We start from the raw sequence: 18492 nt of genomic DNA, 5'->3' as shown, positions 1-18492 counted from the left end.
CCGTGCATTAGTGATAAACGGAGTACTTTCTTTTTATTCAGATATCATTTTCTCACAACTAAATTAAACATGATCACTAATTTAATTTAACTAAATGAGTTGTTTTTGATAATATAATGACATGCATATAGAAACTACAAAAAGAGGAGCCTACAATGAAAAAATTATCGTTACTTATAATGGTATTTTTCTTATGTAATATGAGTGTTTGCGTCAACTCTGTTTCGGCTAAAACGCCTGTTGATGAGTCAAAGAAAGAACATGTTCAACTCGATAAGTCATTTAATCCTAAAGGTATGGTGGTTACGACAGAGGATGGGCAAATACTTTACGACTATAATAAAGATAAAACGGTAGAGCCCGCCTCTACTACTAAATTAATGACCATGTTAGTGGTTTACGATGACATTAAAGCTAAAAAAGTGAAGCTCAACGATAAAGTCAATATTACTTCCAGATATCAAAAAATGTCTGAACTGCCCAATCTCACTACTTTTCCACTCAAAAAAGGCCAAACCTACACGGTGGAACAGTTATTAAAACAGGCAGCTTTGAATTCGAGTAACGCAGCAACTTTAGTGTTAGCAGAACATATCGATGGAGATGTCTCTCAATTTACGGATAGAATGAATGCTAAAGCCAAAGCTCTGGGCATGAAACACACACATTTTACTAACCCTAGTGGTGCAGATAATCAGTTAATTCACCTTTATGAGCCTAAAGGTTATAAAAATGAGCGCACATCTCATACAACTGCACATGACATGGCCTTGCTTACCAATCATCTATTACGCGAACATCCTGAGGTATTAAAAATCACAAAATTAAAGGATGATACGCAATATCATCAGAAATTACATAATACGAATCTGTCGCTCCCACATCAATCTCAACATATGGAGGGCGTTGACGGACTAAAGACAGGTACAAGTAAGGAAGGCTATAACTTAGTCTTAACGGCGAAACGTGATCATCTGCGTGTAAATGCGAACATCTTCAATGTCCAGCCTTATCCGAGCGACCAATCAGAGCATGCGCGTCATAAAATCGCAAATGCGATTACCCGAGAAGCTTTCCACAAGTACGAGTATCGGAAAGTGATGTCTAAAGGCGAACATACAATTGATGGTAAGAAATACAATGTGAAGAACGATTTATATGATGTGGTGCCGAAAGATAAAGGCAAATATGATTTGAAAGTGTCTAAGAATCATCATCTATATGTGAAATACGACCGTCAATTTATTGGAAAGAAACATCTTCCGACCGTGAAAGTTGAGGAATCATCTCATTTTTTTAGCGGAAGCGTCAGAGTGATACTAGGTCTTCTAGGCTTTATTCTTATTGGAATCATCGCTTTGATAGGTGTAAAAGTGTATAAAAAATTATAATGAGTATTTGTATCTGCTAAGTATCCATATATTTAGAGAAGCGCCATGCTATCAGATTCAAGATAGAATGGCGCTTCTCGTATACTATTAATATTTTTATCTCTTGCGCTGTTTAATCGCAATCGTACCTCTCATCACACTGATTAAACGATCAGTGTCATCTTTGATATCAATATTCCACACTTGCGTCGTTTTACCTTCGTGAACGATGGTCGCCTCTGCATAAACGACGCCTTCTGTAGTTGAACTAATGTGATTCGCGTTCATCTCTAAACCGAGCGGAATATAACGTTCTGTATCTATGATATGCGCTGCACCGATTGAACATGCTGTTTCTCCTAAAGCAAGGTTCGCCCCTCCGTGCAGGTAGCCAAAAGGTTGTTTCACCTTGTCTGTCACAGGCATAGATACGATGATATGCCCGTGAGATTCTTTCTCTACTTTCATCCCTAAAGTTTCTAACATATTCGTCATCTTCAACGCCTCTTTTCTAATAATTTACAGTACCATCGCTGCAATTGTACCAAAGATGATTAAAGGTACGTTATAGAATACAAAGTTAGGTATACATGTATCTCGAATGTGATCGTGCTGACCGTCTACATCAAGCCCTGCTGTTGGGCCGAGTGTCGAGTCACTCGCAGGCGAACCAGAATCACCGAGCGCACTCGCTGTACCGATAACAGCAATTAACGCCATCGTACTCAAGCCTAGTGACTCACCTAGTGGAATAAATAATGTCGCGATGATAGGAATTGTCGCAAACGATGATCCAATACCTAATGTTACTACGAGACCAATAATATACATCACAATGATGCTCAATAATTTATTATCCCCTGCTATCGTACTTAAACTATGTACGAGTGATGAAATATCTCCTGTCTTATTCATCACACCCGCAAAGCCGTTTGCACTGAGAATAACGACACCGATATAGGCCATGATTTGAATGCCATCGACGAACTTTTTATCTAACTCAGACCACTTGTAAGCACGTGAGATAAAGAAGATGAGCACTCCGGCTAAAGCACCGAAGATCATTGAATCTGTGAAGGTTTGTACGAGAAAAGTCGCGATAATCGCAACAATCGTCACTCCTAGCACGTAAGGCTTGATTTCAATGTCATCGATTTCATCTAAATCTTTCTTCTGGATATATTTACGTGGCTTACGGTAATAGAATAAACCGAGGATTAAACCTACGATATAGCCTAGGGACGGGATAATCATCGCTTTCCACACTAAGTTAATATCGATGGGATGACCTGCTTTCGCAAACCCTTTCGTAATAATTTGATGGAAGATTTGCCCGAAACCATAAGGCAAAAGAATATATGGGAAACATAAACCGAAACCAATGATTAAAGCAATTTGACGTCGGTCCATGTTCAGTTCGTTAAATAAACTAATGAGTGGTGGAACCACTATAGGAATGAATGCAATATGGACTGGAATCAAGTTCTGACTCATGATACTAAGTGCTAAGAGTACCACCGTAATAATTAACTTGACAGTAACGCGTGAGAATTTACTATTCTCTGCACGAATCCCTTTAATAATCTTATTGACGAGGTAGTCAGTAATACCGCTATATGAAATCAATGCGGCGAATCCTCCGAGCAAGGCATAGCTCAAAGCAACCTCTGCCCCATCGACAATATTTTTACCAAATACTGTAACGATGTCTTCAACTGACATACCCGCAACGAGTCCGCCGACCAACGCACTGATAAATAGGCTGATGACGACGTTTAACCTGCACAAACACAGGACAATCATTAGAATAACTGCAACAACTACAGCATTAACCATATTGACATTCACTCCCTTTAATACATTATCGAACTAAAGCGTTATAGGTGTAATACTATCAATTCGCTTCTCCAATGTCAACATTATTTCAGAATATTTGCGAGAGTGAGGTGTGATAGGTTGCCTATTCTATGAGTTACAACGCGCTAAAAGCCCGCTTCATCGCCATCACGTTGATCTATAACGGCGATGGTGATAAGCGAGCGGTTAAATTTGAATTTGATTTGTAATGCGAGTGGAGCGATTAATGTGATAGGGTTAAAGCTTCTCGAGAACCCTTTTATCCGTATAAGTCAACAACGTTTAACCTTGTTGACGTAACCAATTCACAATCGTAGTTACAAGGAAACCTGTTGGGCCAGCTGGACCATTGTGATTGCCTGTACTTCGCGTCGCAGGACCTGCAATATCAAAATGCATATGCGGTGTGCTTCCTGCGAAATGTGAAATAAAGCTAGCTGCAAATAGTGCTTTACCGTGACCATTCGTATGGTTGACGAGATCTGCTACAGCTGAACGACGAATCTTGTCTTTCTCAGCCTGAGTGATTGGCAATTCGAAGGTAGGGTCGCCGTCCTCTAAAGCAAGTTGCAAGATGTCATCTAGCGGTGCTGTATTATCATTACGTAAGGCTGCTGCTTTGTCCTCGCCAAGCGCTGCTACGGCTGCACCTGTTAATGTTGCGAAATCGAGAATATAGCGTGGTTGGAATTGATTCGCATAGAAGACTGCATCGCCTAAGACGAGTCGACCTTCTGCGTCACTGTTTAACACTTCGACTGTTTCACCACTAAGCGCGGTAAAGACATCATCTGGTTTCATCGATTGTTCACTAATCATGTTCTCCGCGAGTGCAACCACTCCTACGATATTGATAGGCAGTTGTAGTCTTTCTGCAATGGAAATCATGGCAACAACATTTGCAGAGCCACACATATCAAATTTCATCGTCTGCATACCTAACTTCGACTTGATAGAATAACCGCCTGAGTCGTACGTCACGCCCTTCCCAACGAGCGCGATAGGATCTTGATCTTTCGCGCCCCCTTGATAGGTCATCGTAACGAGATGCGGCGGATTTACTGAGCCTTTGCCGACCGCGTGAATGAGTCCGAAGCCTTCTTGTTGTAGTTGCTCACCATCTTTGACGTCGACGTCCACACTTTTATCTGTAAAATGTTGGCTAATCTGTTCTGCGTAATAAGCAGGCGTCAATATATTTGGTGGCATATTACTGAAATCGCGAGCGACATTGATGCCTTCTCCTATTATTTGTCCTGTTTCAAGTTCTGCAGAGACCTCTGATTGTTCTGTGTGTATACTCAGCGTTAATTGATAAGGCGCTGATTTATCAGATTTGTAATTATCAAAGCGATACGTCGCACGTTCACTTTGGAGACCGATGAGTTCCACGATTGAACGTGATGTGTAATATTGATTGTTGAATGACTCTAGTAGCATAGAGGCTTGAGTAATACGTTCTGACTGTAAATATTGAAATAGATTGCCAAATGCTTTCAAATAATCTTGCGTGTTTAAGTCTTTAAGGTTACCAAGCCCAACTGTGATAAGACGATGAGGCTGATCGTTGAATAAGTAAAATGTTGAACCAATTTGACCTACAGTCGTTCCTACAATTTGTTGGTGCTTGAGCTCGTCTAAATCGGGCTTTATATCTTGCCCCTCGACTGCTAGCTCATCTAATTGATTGAGATGTGCAGGTAAACCGACGATAAGAACTTGTTCTGCCTTGTCCTTCGTTGAAACAAATTGTGCTTTCATCTTGTACACTCCCCTTTAAATCTTTCTTGATAAAAATAAGGAGCCCGTCATTATGACAGGCCCCTCTTGCGATTAAGCTTTGATTTATTAGAATTTACCTTTTTTGAATGCTAAGCCTACGCCACCTAATTTGAATACTGCACGTGTATCGATGACTTTCTTCATAAATGCAGCTTTTTTACCTTTAATGTCTCTGCCGTATACGACACCTACACCGTCATGTGAACCAAGAGAGCATACTGTACCGCGATCTACGTAGTTAAATGGTACTGTTGGTTCGCCGTGTAAGATGTTGTAAATACTTTGAGCAACAGTTTCACCTTGTTGCATAGCGATTTGAGCTGTAGTTGGTAATGGACGTTCTTCACCTTCTGGGATGAATGCAGAACAGTCACCGATAACGAAGATTTCGTCATGACCTTTGATTGTAAGATCTTGGTTGTTTACGATACGACCACGTTTAACGCCATCAAATGCGTCGTCCATGATGTGGTTACCGCGAACACCTGCTGCCCATACTACAGTGTTAGCTTCTAATTGTTCTTTCTTACCGTCAACTTCAACTACGAAACCTTTTTCGTTAGCTGCAACGATAGGTGTCGCAATCTTGAATTCAACGCCTCTGTCTTCTAAGAAGCTCACTGCGTGGTTCACTAATTCATCAGAGAATTGTGGAAGCATCTTAGGTGCAGCTTCAACACAAGTGATGTGTACACGGCTTTGTTCTACGCCGTATTTGTTACATAATTCAGGAATACGTTCAGTTAATTCACCTAAGAATTCGATACCAGTGAATCCTGCACCACCGACTAAGATAGCGATGTCTTTGTCATCTTTTTCTTTAGAAGAAGCATAGTTAGCAAATTTATCTTCGATGTGACGAGATAATTTACGTGAAGTTAAGATGTTTTCAATTTGGAAAGCATGATCTTTCATGCCGTCGATACCAAATGTTTCGCTTTCGAAACCTAAACCAACAACTAAGATATCGTAGTCGAATACGCCAGCATCAGTTTCTACTTTTTGTGCATTGCGATCGATTTTCTTAACTTCTGCTTTTACGAAATTCACTTTATCTTTGTCTAATACACTTTCTACTGGGTAAAGTGCATCTTCGTAGCTTAATGTACCAGCTGAAGCTTCGTGTAACCAAGTCGCTTCGTAGTGGTAATCATTTTTGTTGATTAATGTAATTTCTGCGTCTTCTTTAGAGAGTTGCTTTTGTAATTTAGTTACAGTTTGTAAGCCTGCGTAACCAGCACCTAAAACTAATACTTTTTTACGAGATTGAGCCATTTTATTCACCTAAGCTTTCATAATTATTTTTATTTATACGTCTTTTTAAATGACAGCATGAAGACGTTATACGTTAGCTGTGACAAAGCAATTTACTGAGTTGCTATGCTACATAACACCTTTCATCTTACATCAAACCACGATGCCTTTGTCACAATTTATTAATCATCACACTGTATTTTACCCGAGTTTTCACAAACAATTCATAAAAAAGACATTTTTCATCCATATATAATCTTATAGTTTTTATAGTATCATTTCAAGCACTTATCGGGGATGTGTGCGAAATTTCACAATATCAGTGATAAAATGAACCGATATATATGAAAAGGCTTTCTTTTTACACCTTAACACATATATCGGTCCTCTACTATTTAGCACTCTTCAGGTGTGCCTGAAACTTTCGCAGTCTTGAATGAACTGCCACAACCACATGAAGCGATGGCATTTGGATTGTCAATTTGGAATCCGCCACCCATCAAGGATTGTTTGAAATCAATCGTTGTGCCTTCAAGCACAGGTTTATCGTAATTATCAACAAGCACTTTCAAACCGTAGAATTCAAGCACTTCGTCGTTCTCACCAGGTTCTTCTTCAGCAGACATGCCGTAAGTTAAGCCCGTGCAGCCACCGCCATCAACTTTAATCTTAAGGTAGCCATCAGGCATGTCGTTTTGTTGGAGCATGTCTTTGACTTCGTATGCTGCTGCTTTTGTCAATGTCACTGTACTCATATTTTCTCCTCCTTTGGCTGTAAAATCAAGCGCAATCTACTTTGTCGATAAGCCTACCTCTTTGTTCATTTACGTGATCGTAAAAATCACTTCTTCGGTAGGCTTATCTCCGCGTTTCTTGCTGTTGATTTACAGCCATTTTTAATTTATTAAGCGATAATCCTTCGTCACTCATTTACCTGTAGTAAATTCGCGGCTTCATTGAACTTGATTCTACATAGTTGCTATTTTTGTGTAAACTACTCTTGTTAATTCGCTAATGATTCTTATTATGCTTAAATCAAATTAACGTACATTTGAATGCTATCTATCTAAACAAGAAGCATTAGAACATTGCCCAAGCTTCTTGTTGTTGCTCTATATGCTTGTAGATGTTTGAAAGTAATTCGTCTGGCGTGTTACCTTCAACAACTTCGCCATCGACTAAGGCATATAATCCACTCGAACAAATACCACAGTTTTGAAGGCAGCCGTACTCTAGAACATCTACTTCAGGATCTTCTTCTAACTTGTTATAAACATAGTCTCCGCCTTTGGCCATGTTTGAAACACAAAATTCTACAAGTGGAAACATATTTCACCTTCTTTACAGATTCAGTTCTTTTATTATAACAAACACACCCCTCGATTGCCCACAAGCTGATTTATACTAAAAAATTTTTCAACAATTACCTAAAAAGTGCTAAAACCCTTTTACAATAGTTAAGAAAGCGATTGCAAAATTAAGTCATTGCCTATAAAGTTATTTGTAGTAGCACATTAAAAAGCATATAATAAACTATGTATGATTTCATATCGTTCCAACATGGTAAGAGCAAGCAAAGGGTCTCTTATCAACTACATATAACGCGTAATACATCATGGATAGTGTGGGGCTACATTAAAGTCATCTTACCGCTTCACAAGCATACATTCGTGAACGACCTTTCTCGTTTCACAACACCTATACAGTTGAATAGAGATGTCGTTTAGTGCGGAAGTAATTAACGATAGACTTTGAACATGATGTAACTACAACAATCTAATTTCTGATTAAAGGGGTATTGAACATGAAAAATCTTGTACTACTCGGTGGTGGCTATGGGAATATGCGTATCATGTCGCATATCTTGCCAAACGCCCTGCCTAAGGACTATTCACTGACACTCGTTGACCGCATGCCGTATCATAGTCTGAAACCAGAGTTCTACGAGTTAGCAGCAGGTACGAAATCCGATAAAGATATTCGAATGAACTTCCCAGATTCTCCACGTATTAACACGGTTTACGGAGAAATTACGGAAATCGATTTAGACGATCAAATCGTATCAGTCGGCAATACTAAGATTGACTATGACGAACTTGTGATCGGCTTGGGTTGTGAAGACAAGTATCACAATGTACCAGGTGCAGAAGAACATACATTTAGTATTCAAACGTTATCTAAATCTAGAGAGACTTTCCACCACATCAGCGAATTGCCTAATGGCGCTAAAGTCGGTATCGTAGGTGCAGGCTTAAGCGGTATTGAACTCGCGAGTGAACTTCGTGAAAGCCGCAGTGATTTAGATATTTATCTCTACGATCGCGGTGAGCGTATCTTGCCACGTTTCCCAGAGAAACTCAGTCGTTACATAGAGAAATGGTTCAAGAAGAATGATGTGACAGTCGTTCCAAACTCTAATATTAACCGTGTAGAAGACGGTCGTATTTTCAACAATGACATTCCAGAAGATGTCGACCTCGTCGTTTGGACAGCAGGTATCCAACCGGTGGATATCGTGCGTAATTTACCTGTTGATATTAGTAAAAGTGGTCGTGTTATTCTCAACCAATATCATCAAATTCCTACTTATAAAAATGTTTATGTTGTCGGTGATTGCGCAGAATTACCACACGCACCAAGTGCACAGCTCGCTGAAGCACAAGGTGACCAAATTGCTGATGTGATGAAATTACAATGGCAAGGCAAACCATTACCTGAGAAGATGTCAGAGATTAAGATTCAAGGTTTCTTAGGTTCACTAGGCGAAAAACAAGGTTTCGCTTACATCATGGACCGCACTGTTACAGGACGTCTTGCATCTATTTTAAAATCAGGTGTGCTCTGGCTTTACAAATATCATAATGGTTAATGACATTAAAAGCGGTCTAGGATTTGCCCTAGACCGCTTTAATTATACAAATATTTATCTAAGATACTAAAAATATCACTAATCAACGAGAGTTATAACATTGAAAAACGAAACAACCTCATATTTTACCTAAAGTTCCTAACACACTTCACCTATGAAGTACTTAATCTTCTTGTACCGCTTCTGGAAAGCGTGCTTTCATAAAACGCTTAATGTCTTTCAATTGAATATAACCATCCGCGACGTACTCATCATTCATCGTCACTAACGGATAGAATAATTCCTCATCTTGAATTTGCTCAATATATTGTTGATCATGATCTGATAGGTTCTCCGTATCATGTTCAATATCGATATACGTAAATTCAAATTGAATATCTGGGTATTTACGTTGTAATAATGGTTGTAACCAATCATACGTATTTTTAGAAGTTGGTGCATTCACACAACTTGCACATACGACATCTGCGCCGTAAACGACTACACTAACTTTATTCATAAGCCTCTCCCTTTGTTTTCAATGATAGATTTTTTCGTCCATATCTATTATAATAAAGTAATAACGAGAAGATGAAATAATATACTTGAAAGGAGGCATTTCGCATGCCTACAGAAAACGCAACGATGTTCGATCAAGTCGCAGAAGTGATTGAGAAGTTACGTCCTTTCTTATTACGTGATGGCGGGGATTGTTCACTCGTCGATGTAGAAGATGGTATTGTCAAATTGCAATTACACGGTGCTTGCGGGACATGCCCAAGTTCAACAATTACGCTTAAAGCAGGTATTGAACGTGCTTTACACGAAGAAGTACCGGGCGTCGTTGAAGTAGAACAAGTATTTTAATATAGAGAGATGAAACCGGCACGTGCATCGACACGCGTCGGTTTCTTTATGTTCTATTCTAAGCTTTAACTTCAGTGACCGCTTGGCCCTCGTTTAGGACACCACGAATGTTATCTACACACAGCTGAATCATGTCATTGCGCGTCTGTTCAGATGCGCTACCGATATGAGGTAAGACGACAGCTTGAGGCAGTTCGAGTATAGGATGGTTCATGTCGATCGGCTCTTGGCGTAGCACGTCCAGGCCACAACCACCAATTTCTCCATCTTTCAACGCCTTCACGAGTGCATCTTCATCCACGATTGCGCCACGCCCAATATTGATAAAGACAGCTTCATTTTTCATTTTACTAAAAGCAGTGGCGTCAAATTGATCTCGCGTCGCATCCGTCAGAGGTGCCGTACACACGACGAAATCGGATTCTGTTAACAATGTATCGAAATCGACATATTGCTCATTCAACTCCGCTTCAGCCTCGTCGTGACGAGAGCGATTATGATACAAGACCGTCGTGTTGAATCCTTGCAAACGTCGCGCGAACGCTTTACCGATCGCTCCCATACCAAAGATGCCCACCGTCGAACCGTGCAAGTCTTTACCGGCTAAAAGATATGGCCCCCAACTTTGCCATTCGCCGTTCTGTACGTAACGCTCAGCTTCTACCACACGTCTCGCTACTGTGAGTAACAATGTTAGACCCAGTTCAGCCGTTGTTTCGGTTAAGACATCTGGTGTGTTCGTAATCGTTACGCCATACTGACGCGCCAAATCTAAATCGATGTTGTCATACCCTACCGCCATATTCGCGATGACTTGCAAGTGTGGAGCCGCTTCAAATACTTCCTGATCGATACGCTCACTTAAAGTAATGAAGCATGCCGTCGCCTCTTTCAACTCTTGTAAAAAATGTTTCCGTGGCATAGGTTCATAGCTTTCTTCCCACATGACCACTTCGCCTAACTGCTCAAGTTGACGAATGTAATCTTTTGGAATTTGTCGTGATACTACAATCTTAGTCAACTTAATCCGCTCCTTCGAGTTCAGCGATCACTTCATTTAAATCAGCAAACGTATACGTTGGTGGGATATCCTTCTCAGTAAGCTCTTCTTTCGTCGTCACGCCTGTTTGAACGTGAATCGTGTCGATATCAATATTGATACCCGATAAGATATCCGTATCATATAAATCGCCAATCATTGCTACGTTCTTTTTATCTAAAGAAAGAATATCTAAAGCTTTGTTCATAATTATGGGCTCAGGTTTACCGATGAAGATCGGATCTACGCCTGTAGAAACCGAAACGACACTCGTAATCGCTCCATTACCGGGCATGAAGCCACGTTCTTTCGGAATAGAGACGTCCTTATTAGTTGAGATAAACTTCGCACCATTTCTAACTGCTAACGTCGCCGTAGCTAACTTGTCGTACGTCACCGCTTCGTCGAGACCAATCACAACGTAATCGACGAACTCGTCATCTTTCAACTTTAATCCATGCTCAGTCAAGGCAGTACGAAGGCCACTTCCACCAAGCATATAGACTGTGGCGCCCGGGTCTTTGTCCGCGATAAATTCAGCAGTGGCAAGCGCAGAAGTCACCACTTCGTCACTGTTCGCCTCTACGCCCATCGTATGGAGTTTATCTGCTACTTGTTCAGGTTCTTTCGTAGAGTTGTTGGTCACGAATAGATGTGGAATCTCATGTTCATTGAGATAATGAATAAATTCTGCTGCACCATCAATTTTTTGGTTACCTTGATACATCGTTCCATCTAAATCGATTAAATAACCTTGATATTGCTTCATCTTCTGTTCACTCCTTTATTTTCCAAAAGCAGTAATAGGTACATTCTCATTCTCTAAAAACTGTAGCACTTCTTTAACGAAAGTTTGATATACGGGCACTGCACGATCGAATAGTGGCACTAGCGCTTCTGTATCCAGTTCATCGTAACGATGCACGAATTGCTTACGGTTAGCCACTGTTTCATTGACCACCTGTTGCGTATCTTTAGAAATGACACCTTCAAGCTCTAATATATCGATGACATCTTGATAATTTCCCGGATCTCTCAAGATAAAGCCATCAATAATCATATTTCCGATATCCACTGCAGATTCAATCAACATTTGCGCTATACGTTCAAAGGCATAGCGATTCCCTTTATTCTCCGGATAATCTTCAGTAAGTTGTTGTAAATAATTTAATTTATCTTCAAGTTTCTGTTTATTTACAAAGTACATGGTATTCACCTCTTAAATAGTTTCGTAGTTTGAATCTACTACTTTATCTTCACACTTACTTTCATGATACCATAATTTTGAACCCGCATTCATACACGCCAATTGCGGGAAGTGATTTCTTATCAACATCGCTTATAGCACGTGTTACAATAGATACCATGTTCACCATCTGTACTGATGGTTCTGATAGTAAAATGATTGGATGTAAACACTTTTTACGAAAGTGAGGATGAAATAATGATAGATATGTATTTATATGACTACAACGAGCCAGCACAAGTCCAATTTGTCGGTTTCGTAGGAGAAGAAAGTCGTTATGATTTAATGTTAATTCAAACAGACCGTCATTACGGTAAAACGATTGTGTTAAATATGCAAAATAATCGCTATGGGCTCATCGGTTCAGATGATTTAGAAGAAGAAGGCTATGTCGCTTATGCGTTAGGTGTCAATGAAGCAGAAGGCGAAGAAATTCAAAGTTATTTAAATGAAGTCATTCAGTAATATGAGAAGTCATTTTTATGTGATTCATGTAACATTTCATAATTAGACATGCTATTTTTTAAAAAGCGAGGCAATGAAATTCATTTGATTCCATTGCCCCGCTTTTTTAGGCTAAATGATTTTAGTGACCTCTACAACTACCCTATCACTTCTCAGTATCTTGAATGGTAGGCTTAATCTTAACGTCCTTCAACTTATCATTCCACACATCTCCATCTTGTTGCTGCGTCTCTTCTTGTTCCAACAAGCGCTTCAACTCCTGACGTGGAATACGTCGTAACACAAAGTAAGGGCATCCGAAATTACAGTACTCCAACAAATAATCCTGAATTGTAGAGAAACGTTTACTCATATCTACTTTCTTATTAGCGTCCTTATAGAAACCTTTCAATCTCAATTGTTCGTAACCGATATCCCCTACTACATAATCATATTTATCCAGAATTTCAGAGTATCTTTTCGCAAATTGTTCCTCATTGAAAGCTTCCCGATAATCTTCAATTAGTTCAAAGTATTTATCATCAATCTTAATCATAAACTTTGCTCAATCCTTTATGTATTTCCAGTTTCACTTAAGTCCTTAAAGTTATAAAAAGAGGTAGAGACCTCACTGTGTTACTCGTAAATTCTCATTGCTCACGAGCTTAAAGAACTCAATCTCATGTGGACGTGACGTAAATAGCTCAGAATTCCGTCTCGATCTCACATCAGTTCTCAACACGATTGTCTCAACCTCTTCCTCTTTATTATAATGATTGACTATTTATCTAAATAGTAATGAATCATTAATCATCTATATATAAACTGGTTGTAGTCATTATATGATACGCATTTAATTCGATGTCCTACGCTTGATTCCTGTACGACTTATTGATTTGTTTCAGCACTTAGTTGTTCTTCACCCATACGTTGTTTTTCCTTAGCTGCTTCGTTAACTTGTTCGTCAGCGTGGTAAGAACTACGTACTAATGGTCCTGCTTGGCAGTGTTTGAAGCCTTTTTCAAGAGCAACCTTTCTCAACTTACCAAACTCTAAAGGTGTGTAGTATTTCTCAACTTTCAAGTGTTTACGTGAAGGTTGTAAGTATTGACCAATAGTTAAGATGTCTACGTCATTGGCACGTAAGTCATCCATAGTTTCGTAGATTTCTTCGTATGTTTCACCTAAGCCAAGCATGAAACTAGATTTAGTAGGGATGTCTGGTTGTAATTCTTTAGAACGTCTTAAGAATTCTAACGTTCTGTCGTATGTCGCACGCGCACGAACTCTTGGAGTTAAACGACGTACTGTTTCGATGTTGTGGTTAAGAATATCAGGTCTAGAAGCCATTAATGTTTCAAGCGCTTCGTAGTCCCCGCCCATATCAGATGGGAGAATTTCAATCGTCGTATACGGATTACGCGCTCTTACTTTACGTACTGTTTCTGCATAAACGTTTGAACCTTGGTCGCGTAAGTCGTCACGAGCAACCGCTGTGATAACCACGTGTTTCAAGTTCATTAATTCAACAGATTCTGCCACACGTTCAGGCTCGTTTAAGTCTAACTCGTTAGGTAAACCTGTCTTAACCGCACAGAAACGACACGCACGTGTACATACCGCACCGAGAATCATAAATGTTGCTGTACGACGTGCACCCCAACATTCATGAATATTAGGACATTTCGCTTCTTCACACACTGTGTGTAAGTTTTTTTCGCGCATCATTTTTTTCAAACCAGTGTAGTTCTCGTTCGTGTTAAGTTTAATCTTTAACCAATCCGGCTTACGTAGGATTTCCTCATTTTTTGTAGCCATAGCAACGAACACCCTCCTGTATAGTTCTCCTATCTATTATAACGAAAATAAGTATAAATGAAAACGCATTAGCGACCTTGACTTTAACAATTTCTCACTGTCGTTCAAATCTTATTCACTTTTACACTGCTCAGTCAAAGCCGCTCAAATCCCATATTACTCAACGTCTTCAGCTACTTCTGTCAATTTCATCTTGAAAATGTCTCGCAGAAATTCTGGCATGATATACTCGATCGCCTCGCCTTTCAACATCGGGAAGTAACGACCGAAAGTGTACATATCAACCGTGCCCAATGAATATGTTTCTTCATCATCAACTTCACGGTCGCCGATAAAATAGCGCCCTTCCGATTCGATATAGCCGATATTGTAAAGCACATAACCGCCAAAGATATCTCCACGGAAACCGAGTCCTTGTGCATGTTCATTAAGATATTCCTGTTTCTGACTTTTATCAATAATGGCCTTTAATGTGTCACCTTTCAAACGCACGCGAACAGCGTTAATAGGATGCGGAAGCATTTGATGAATATCATATTCTGTCACTCGATCTTTATTAATGTCAGTGACGATCAATCCTGCGTTAATAATACTGCCTTCTGTATGCGTAAATTCTTGTAGACTTTCCGCGAGCATATAAGCGGTCTTAGAAATGCGATTCGTCGTACGTGGTAGATACATCGGATGATCGAGTACAGGGGTATCCATCAAGCGTTGTCCTTCTTGAATAAAGTCTGTCTCTACTTCCGGCAAGGTATCGAGCGGATGCAAGATCGCACTTTTACCTACAACTTGCTTGTCCTCTATATCTAATGTCACTTCGCCTAGGAAATGACCATACTTACCAGCAGCAGCCATCAATACACCGTTCTGCTCTTCACCATACTCAAAGTAATGATGAGTATGACTTCCTAGAATCAAATCAATCTCAGGTAATTCTTGACATAATTGCTCATCAAAGAAGATACCGACATGACTCATCACCACGAGTAAGTCGTACTGACCTTTATGAGCAGCAATCTCATCTTTAATCGCTTCAAGCGGGTCAGTAACTACCCAGTCTAACGCACGATAGAATGGTGTGAAAGGTGCTGTCGCTGCAACGAAGAGGATATTAACATCTTCCACAGTTTGAATATGTGAAGATACTATATTACGAGGTAAATTCCCTTCTTCGTCAAACACGTTCGCACATGTAACGGGGAAGTTCGCATCGTCATATAGGTGATTCAATGCCTCATGTGAAATCGTCATTCCTTCGTTATTACCTATCGTAGCAAGATCACATTGCGCGTCATTCAGTAGCTCCACGTTTTTCAAACCTGCAGTGGCTTCTGTCACAGGCAAAGAGAGATCGACGTGATCTCCTATATCTAAATAGAGAGAGGGATGCGTAAGCTGTGGACGATGTTCTTTCATATAAGCATCTATTCGCGCGTACTCGTGAAGATGACTGTGAATATCATTCGTATGATAAATCGTTAGCTTCATCTCTCATTCCCTCCTTTGTTATAAAAATGATTTAATAATTAAATAAACACCCATAATCAGTAATACCGTTCTAAGCAAGAGTACGACTGTATCGGATTTAATGGTACGGTTAATTCTCACACCGATTTGCGCCCCGATAATACTTGAAATGATTAAGACAAGTGAGTAACCCCAAGCAACATGCCCTTGTACCATGTGACCTAGTGAACTCATCAAGCTTGAGAAGAAGATCATTAGCATACTCGTACCGACTGCCAAATGAGGTGGAAAACGGAAGACGATGAGCATTAGCGGTGTCATCAAAGCACCGCCACCAATACCAAATAAGCCAGTAAGAATTCCGATAAATAACGTCGCTACAAAGGCGAAAATGGGCGGTACGTTGTAATGGTACGTCACGCCTTCATTATCCGTGTATGAACGGCGATATTTCTCTTTATTAAACAATTGAATCGGCTTAATTTTATTTCTGATAATCAACAATACAGCAACTAATATTAGGAATATACCGAAGTATAAATCGAATGAATTTAAAGTTAAGAAACGACTCAGTACTGAACCAATGAGCGACCCTGGCAGGAGCCCAAATAGAAAGATCGAACCATTTTTGAAATCCACTTGTTTCGACTTCATATAACCAAAGGTCGATGATAAACCTGTCACGATGAGTATGACAGAAGATGTCCCTATCGCGATTTGTGGCGTAATGCCGTGCAGTAAGTCATGTTCTACCCCTAAATAGATTAAGGTCGGTACTATAATCAGACCGCCACCGATACCGACTAACGAACCGAGTATCGCTGACAAAGCACCTATCAATATCAAACAAATAATCGTTAGCATCTAAATCGCTCCTCAGAAAAGTTTTAATTGTTGTGGTGCTAACCCTTCATATTCAATGCCGAGTATCTCTTGATAAGTCTGAGCATTCTGAGCAGCATGTCCACCTGAATTGTTGTTAAAGACAACATAGACTTTAGATGTCTTTTGTTCTAAGATCTTCACTTTCTGTGCCAAATCTTCAAGTTCTTCCTGATTATAGTTATATAAATAACGCACGTCACGCCAAGTTTGATCGCTCATATCTTGTTTCGTCCAACCACTCGTATTGCGACCATGGTAACGTACGAGCGCTACATCACTTGTCACTCGATTCACCAAAGGTACGCTGCCTTGTCCAACTTGTGGTTCGTCACATACTGAATGGATGATGTGGTTCTGAGTAAGAAACGACAATGTCTCTTCTTTAAATTGCGGGGTAAACCACGACTGGTGACGAAACTCCACACACATCGGATAGTCTTTCAGTTGTTCTCTGACGTAGCGAATATATTGGATATTGCGCGCATTACAGTCAAACCATGGTGGAAATTGAACGAGCACCATTGCCAATTTCTGATGTTGCTGCAAAGGTTGAAGCATCTTTTTGAAATCGTCAAATAACGCCTGTCTCGACTCTGCAAACTCTTGATAATCTGCGTGTAGCGTCAGCGCTTGGTAACTTTTCACTACAAACTTAAACCGTTCAGGCGTTTCTTTAATCCATTTATTAATATTTCTTTCAGGTTGTATCGCGTAATATGTAGCATCTAATTCCACTACTGGAAAATGACTCGCATAAGTCTTTAATTTATCCGTGGAACGCTGCACATCTTCATATAATGAATGATGATCGCCCCAACCTGTGAGTCCAATTTCAATCATAAACTATCACCACATTCATGATACCACATCTCGTATACCCCGTTCATTGAATTCATTCGCTTTTACAAATTCTTAAAAGGCGGATAAAAGCCAATAAACAAGACCTCGAGTCCACATTGAAATGTTCTCAACGCTGCTCGAGGTCCTCTATCATTGCACTATTCTACTATGACTGAAGCATTGTTTCCGCTTCTTGCACGATTTGACGAATTAACTCAGATGCAGAAATCGTACGTGCTAAACGTGGAGATTGACCACTCCACAGATGTGTATACTCTGCATCGCCTTCTCGGGCAGCTGCCTTACGAATTGCAGTCGTCAATTGGTTCTGAATAGGATATTCAGGAATTTCGCTTTGATAATCGGCAAAGTGAGAGATAAAGCGATTGCGAATACCTCGCGCAAATTTACCACTGTAGACATTCGTAATCGTAGGTTGTGTTTCATCGCTATCAAGAATCGCTTGCTTTTTAAGCGCTGAAGCGCCACTCTCTTCAGTAGTTAAGAAAGCCGTACCGAATTTCGTCGCTTCTGCACCAAGGGCTAAACTCGCCACAAGACCTCGACCGTCCATCATACCGCCAGCAGCTATAACAGGCACGTTGACCGCATCTACCACTTGCGGTACTAAGGACATCGTTCCAATCAGCGGAGGTTGATTTGCTTCATCAACGGTAAATGAACCACGGTGACCACCCGCTTCACTTCCTTGGGCAACAATAGCGTCCATACCAGCACTTTCTAACGCTTCTGCTTCTTCCACTGTCGTTGC

General features: G+C 40.2%; 20 protein-coding genes. 4 read left to right on the top strand and 16 right to left on the bottom strand.

The genetic code is table 11. The annotated features are described in order from the left end of the window. The first annotated feature begins 155 nt into the window (after positions 1 to 155). Positions 156 to 1391 (top strand): penicillin-binding protein PBP4, encoded by a 1236-nt coding sequence (gene pbp4 / locus CD039_RS02170; protein ID WP_103370937.1) that lies wholly within the window; start codon positions 156 to 158, stop codon positions 1389 to 1391. A 96-nt stretch (positions 1392 to 1487) separates the two neighbouring features. Here the strand turns inward: pbp4 and CD039_RS02165 are convergent, their stop codons facing one another. The 6 genes from CD039_RS02165 to CD039_RS02140 all read right to left on the bottom strand — a co-directional run bounded on the left by CD039_RS02165 (position 1488) and on the right by CD039_RS02140 (position 7592). After that, a complete protein-coding gene (locus CD039_RS02165; RefSeq protein ID WP_103370936.1) occupies positions 1488 to 1865 on the bottom strand; it encodes a PaaI family thioesterase in 378 nt (125 codons plus the stop codon). A 24-nt stretch (positions 1866 to 1889) separates the two neighbouring features. Beyond that, entirely contained in the window at positions 1890 to 3206 is a 1317-nt protein-coding gene (locus CD039_RS02160) for a Na+/H+ antiporter family protein (RefSeq protein ID WP_103370935.1), read from the bottom strand. A gap of 303 nt (positions 3207 to 3509) precedes the next feature. Further along, entirely contained in the window at positions 3510 to 4988 is a 1479-nt protein-coding gene (locus CD039_RS02155; protein ID WP_103370934.1) for a M17 family metallopeptidase, read from the bottom strand. A gap of 87 nt (positions 4989 to 5075) precedes the next feature. After that, the gene (locus CD039_RS02150; RefSeq protein ID WP_103370933.1) at positions 5076 to 6284 is read right to left on the bottom strand and encodes an NAD(P)/FAD-dependent oxidoreductase; all 1209 of its coding nucleotides are present in this window, start codon (positions 6282 to 6284) and stop codon (positions 5076 to 5078) included. 374 nt (positions 6285 to 6658) lie between these two features. Beyond that, positions 6659 to 7018, bottom strand: coding sequence for a HesB/IscA family protein (locus CD039_RS02145; protein ID WP_103370932.1), 360 nt, complete (start codon positions 7016 to 7018; stop codon positions 6659 to 6661). A gap of 325 nt (positions 7019 to 7343) precedes the next feature. Beyond that, entirely contained in the window at positions 7344 to 7592 is a 249-nt protein-coding gene (locus CD039_RS02140) for a YuzB family protein (protein WP_103370931.1), read from the bottom strand. Between the two features lie 475 nt (positions 7593 to 8067). On the opposite strand from CD039_RS02140, the gene CD039_RS02135 reads away from it, so the two are divergent. Further along, a complete protein-coding gene (locus CD039_RS02135; protein WP_002472195.1) occupies positions 8068 to 9132 on the top strand; it encodes an NAD(P)/FAD-dependent oxidoreductase in 1065 nt (354 codons plus the stop codon). 163 nt (positions 9133 to 9295) lie between these two features. On the opposite strand, the gene CD039_RS02130 is transcribed toward CD039_RS02135, so the two are convergent. After that, positions 9296 to 9631, bottom strand: coding sequence for a YuzD family protein (locus CD039_RS02130; protein ID WP_103370930.1), 336 nt, complete (start codon positions 9629 to 9631; stop codon positions 9296 to 9298). Between the two features lie 104 nt (positions 9632 to 9735). Here CD039_RS02130 and CD039_RS02125 point away from each other — a divergent pair, with 104 nt between their 5' ends. Next, a complete protein-coding gene (locus tag CD039_RS02125) occupies positions 9736 to 9978 on the top strand; it encodes a NifU family protein (protein WP_002472275.1) in 243 nt (80 codons plus the stop codon). Positions 9979 to 10036: 58 nt separating this feature from the next. Here CD039_RS02125 and CD039_RS02120 read toward each other — a convergent pair whose 3' ends face one another. The 3 genes from CD039_RS02120 to CD039_RS02110 are packed head-to-tail and all read right to left on the bottom strand — an operon-like array spanning position 10037 to position 12224. Beyond that, positions 10037 to 10999 carry a 2-hydroxyacid dehydrogenase gene (locus tag CD039_RS02120; RefSeq protein ID WP_103370929.1) on the bottom strand — a complete coding sequence of 321 codons (963 nt, stop codon included), beginning with the start codon at positions 10997 to 10999 and terminating at the stop codon, positions 10037 to 10039. Position 11000: 1 nt separating this feature from the next. Continuing rightward, entirely contained in the window at positions 11001 to 11786 is a 786-nt protein-coding gene (locus tag CD039_RS02115) for a TIGR01457 family HAD-type hydrolase (RefSeq protein ID WP_103370928.1), read from the bottom strand. Positions 11787 to 11801: 15 nt separating this feature from the next. After that, positions 11802 to 12224, bottom strand: a complete 423-nt coding sequence (locus CD039_RS02110) for a DUF86 domain-containing protein (RefSeq protein ID WP_103370927.1) — start codon at positions 12222 to 12224, stop codon at positions 11802 to 11804. A gap of 237 nt (positions 12225 to 12461) precedes the next feature. On the opposite strand from CD039_RS02110, the gene CD039_RS02105 reads away from it, so the two are divergent. Beyond that, positions 12462 to 12728 carry a DUF3055 domain-containing protein gene (locus tag CD039_RS02105; RefSeq protein ID WP_103370926.1) on the top strand — a complete coding sequence of 89 codons (267 nt, stop codon included), beginning with the start codon at positions 12462 to 12464 and terminating at the stop codon, positions 12726 to 12728. A gap of 145 nt (positions 12729 to 12873) precedes the next feature. Here CD039_RS02105 and CD039_RS02100 read toward each other — a convergent pair whose 3' ends face one another. The 6 genes from CD039_RS02100 to CD039_RS12020 all read right to left on the bottom strand — a co-directional run. Next, a complete protein-coding gene (locus CD039_RS02100; protein ID WP_103370925.1) occupies positions 12874 to 13263 on the bottom strand; it encodes a YutD family protein in 390 nt (129 codons plus the stop codon). A 332-nt stretch (positions 13264 to 13595) separates the two neighbouring features. Beyond that, positions 13596 to 14525, bottom strand: coding sequence for a lipoyl synthase (lipA, locus tag CD039_RS02095; RefSeq protein ID WP_002472238.1), 930 nt, complete (start codon positions 14523 to 14525; stop codon positions 13596 to 13598). A gap of 156 nt (positions 14526 to 14681) precedes the next feature. Then, positions 14682 to 16016, bottom strand: coding sequence for a bifunctional metallophosphatase/5'-nucleotidase (locus tag CD039_RS02090; protein WP_103370924.1), 1335 nt, complete (start codon positions 16014 to 16016; stop codon positions 14682 to 14684). A gap of 18 nt (positions 16017 to 16034) precedes the next feature. Further along, positions 16035 to 16859: a sulfite exporter TauE/SafE family protein gene (locus CD039_RS02085; protein ID WP_103370923.1), complete on the bottom strand. Its 825-nt coding sequence runs from the start codon at positions 16857 to 16859 to the stop codon at positions 16035 to 16037. 12 nt (positions 16860 to 16871) lie between these two features. Beyond that, positions 16872 to 17720 carry a DUF72 domain-containing protein gene (locus CD039_RS02080; protein WP_103370922.1) on the bottom strand — a complete coding sequence of 283 codons (849 nt, stop codon included), beginning with the start codon at positions 17718 to 17720 and terminating at the stop codon, positions 16872 to 16874. A gap of 166 nt (positions 17721 to 17886) precedes the next feature. Further along, positions 17887 to 18492 (bottom strand): NAD(P)H-dependent flavin oxidoreductase (locus CD039_RS12020; protein WP_240595029.1); only part of this gene is annotated, 606 nt, incomplete at its 5' end.

The sequence above is a fragment of the Staphylococcus argensis genome (assembly GCF_002902305.1).
In the GTDB taxonomy this organism is placed as follows: Bacteria; Bacillota; Bacilli; order Staphylococcales; family Staphylococcaceae; genus Staphylococcus; species Staphylococcus argensis.
This window is presented reverse-complemented; position numbering and strand designations above follow the sequence as displayed.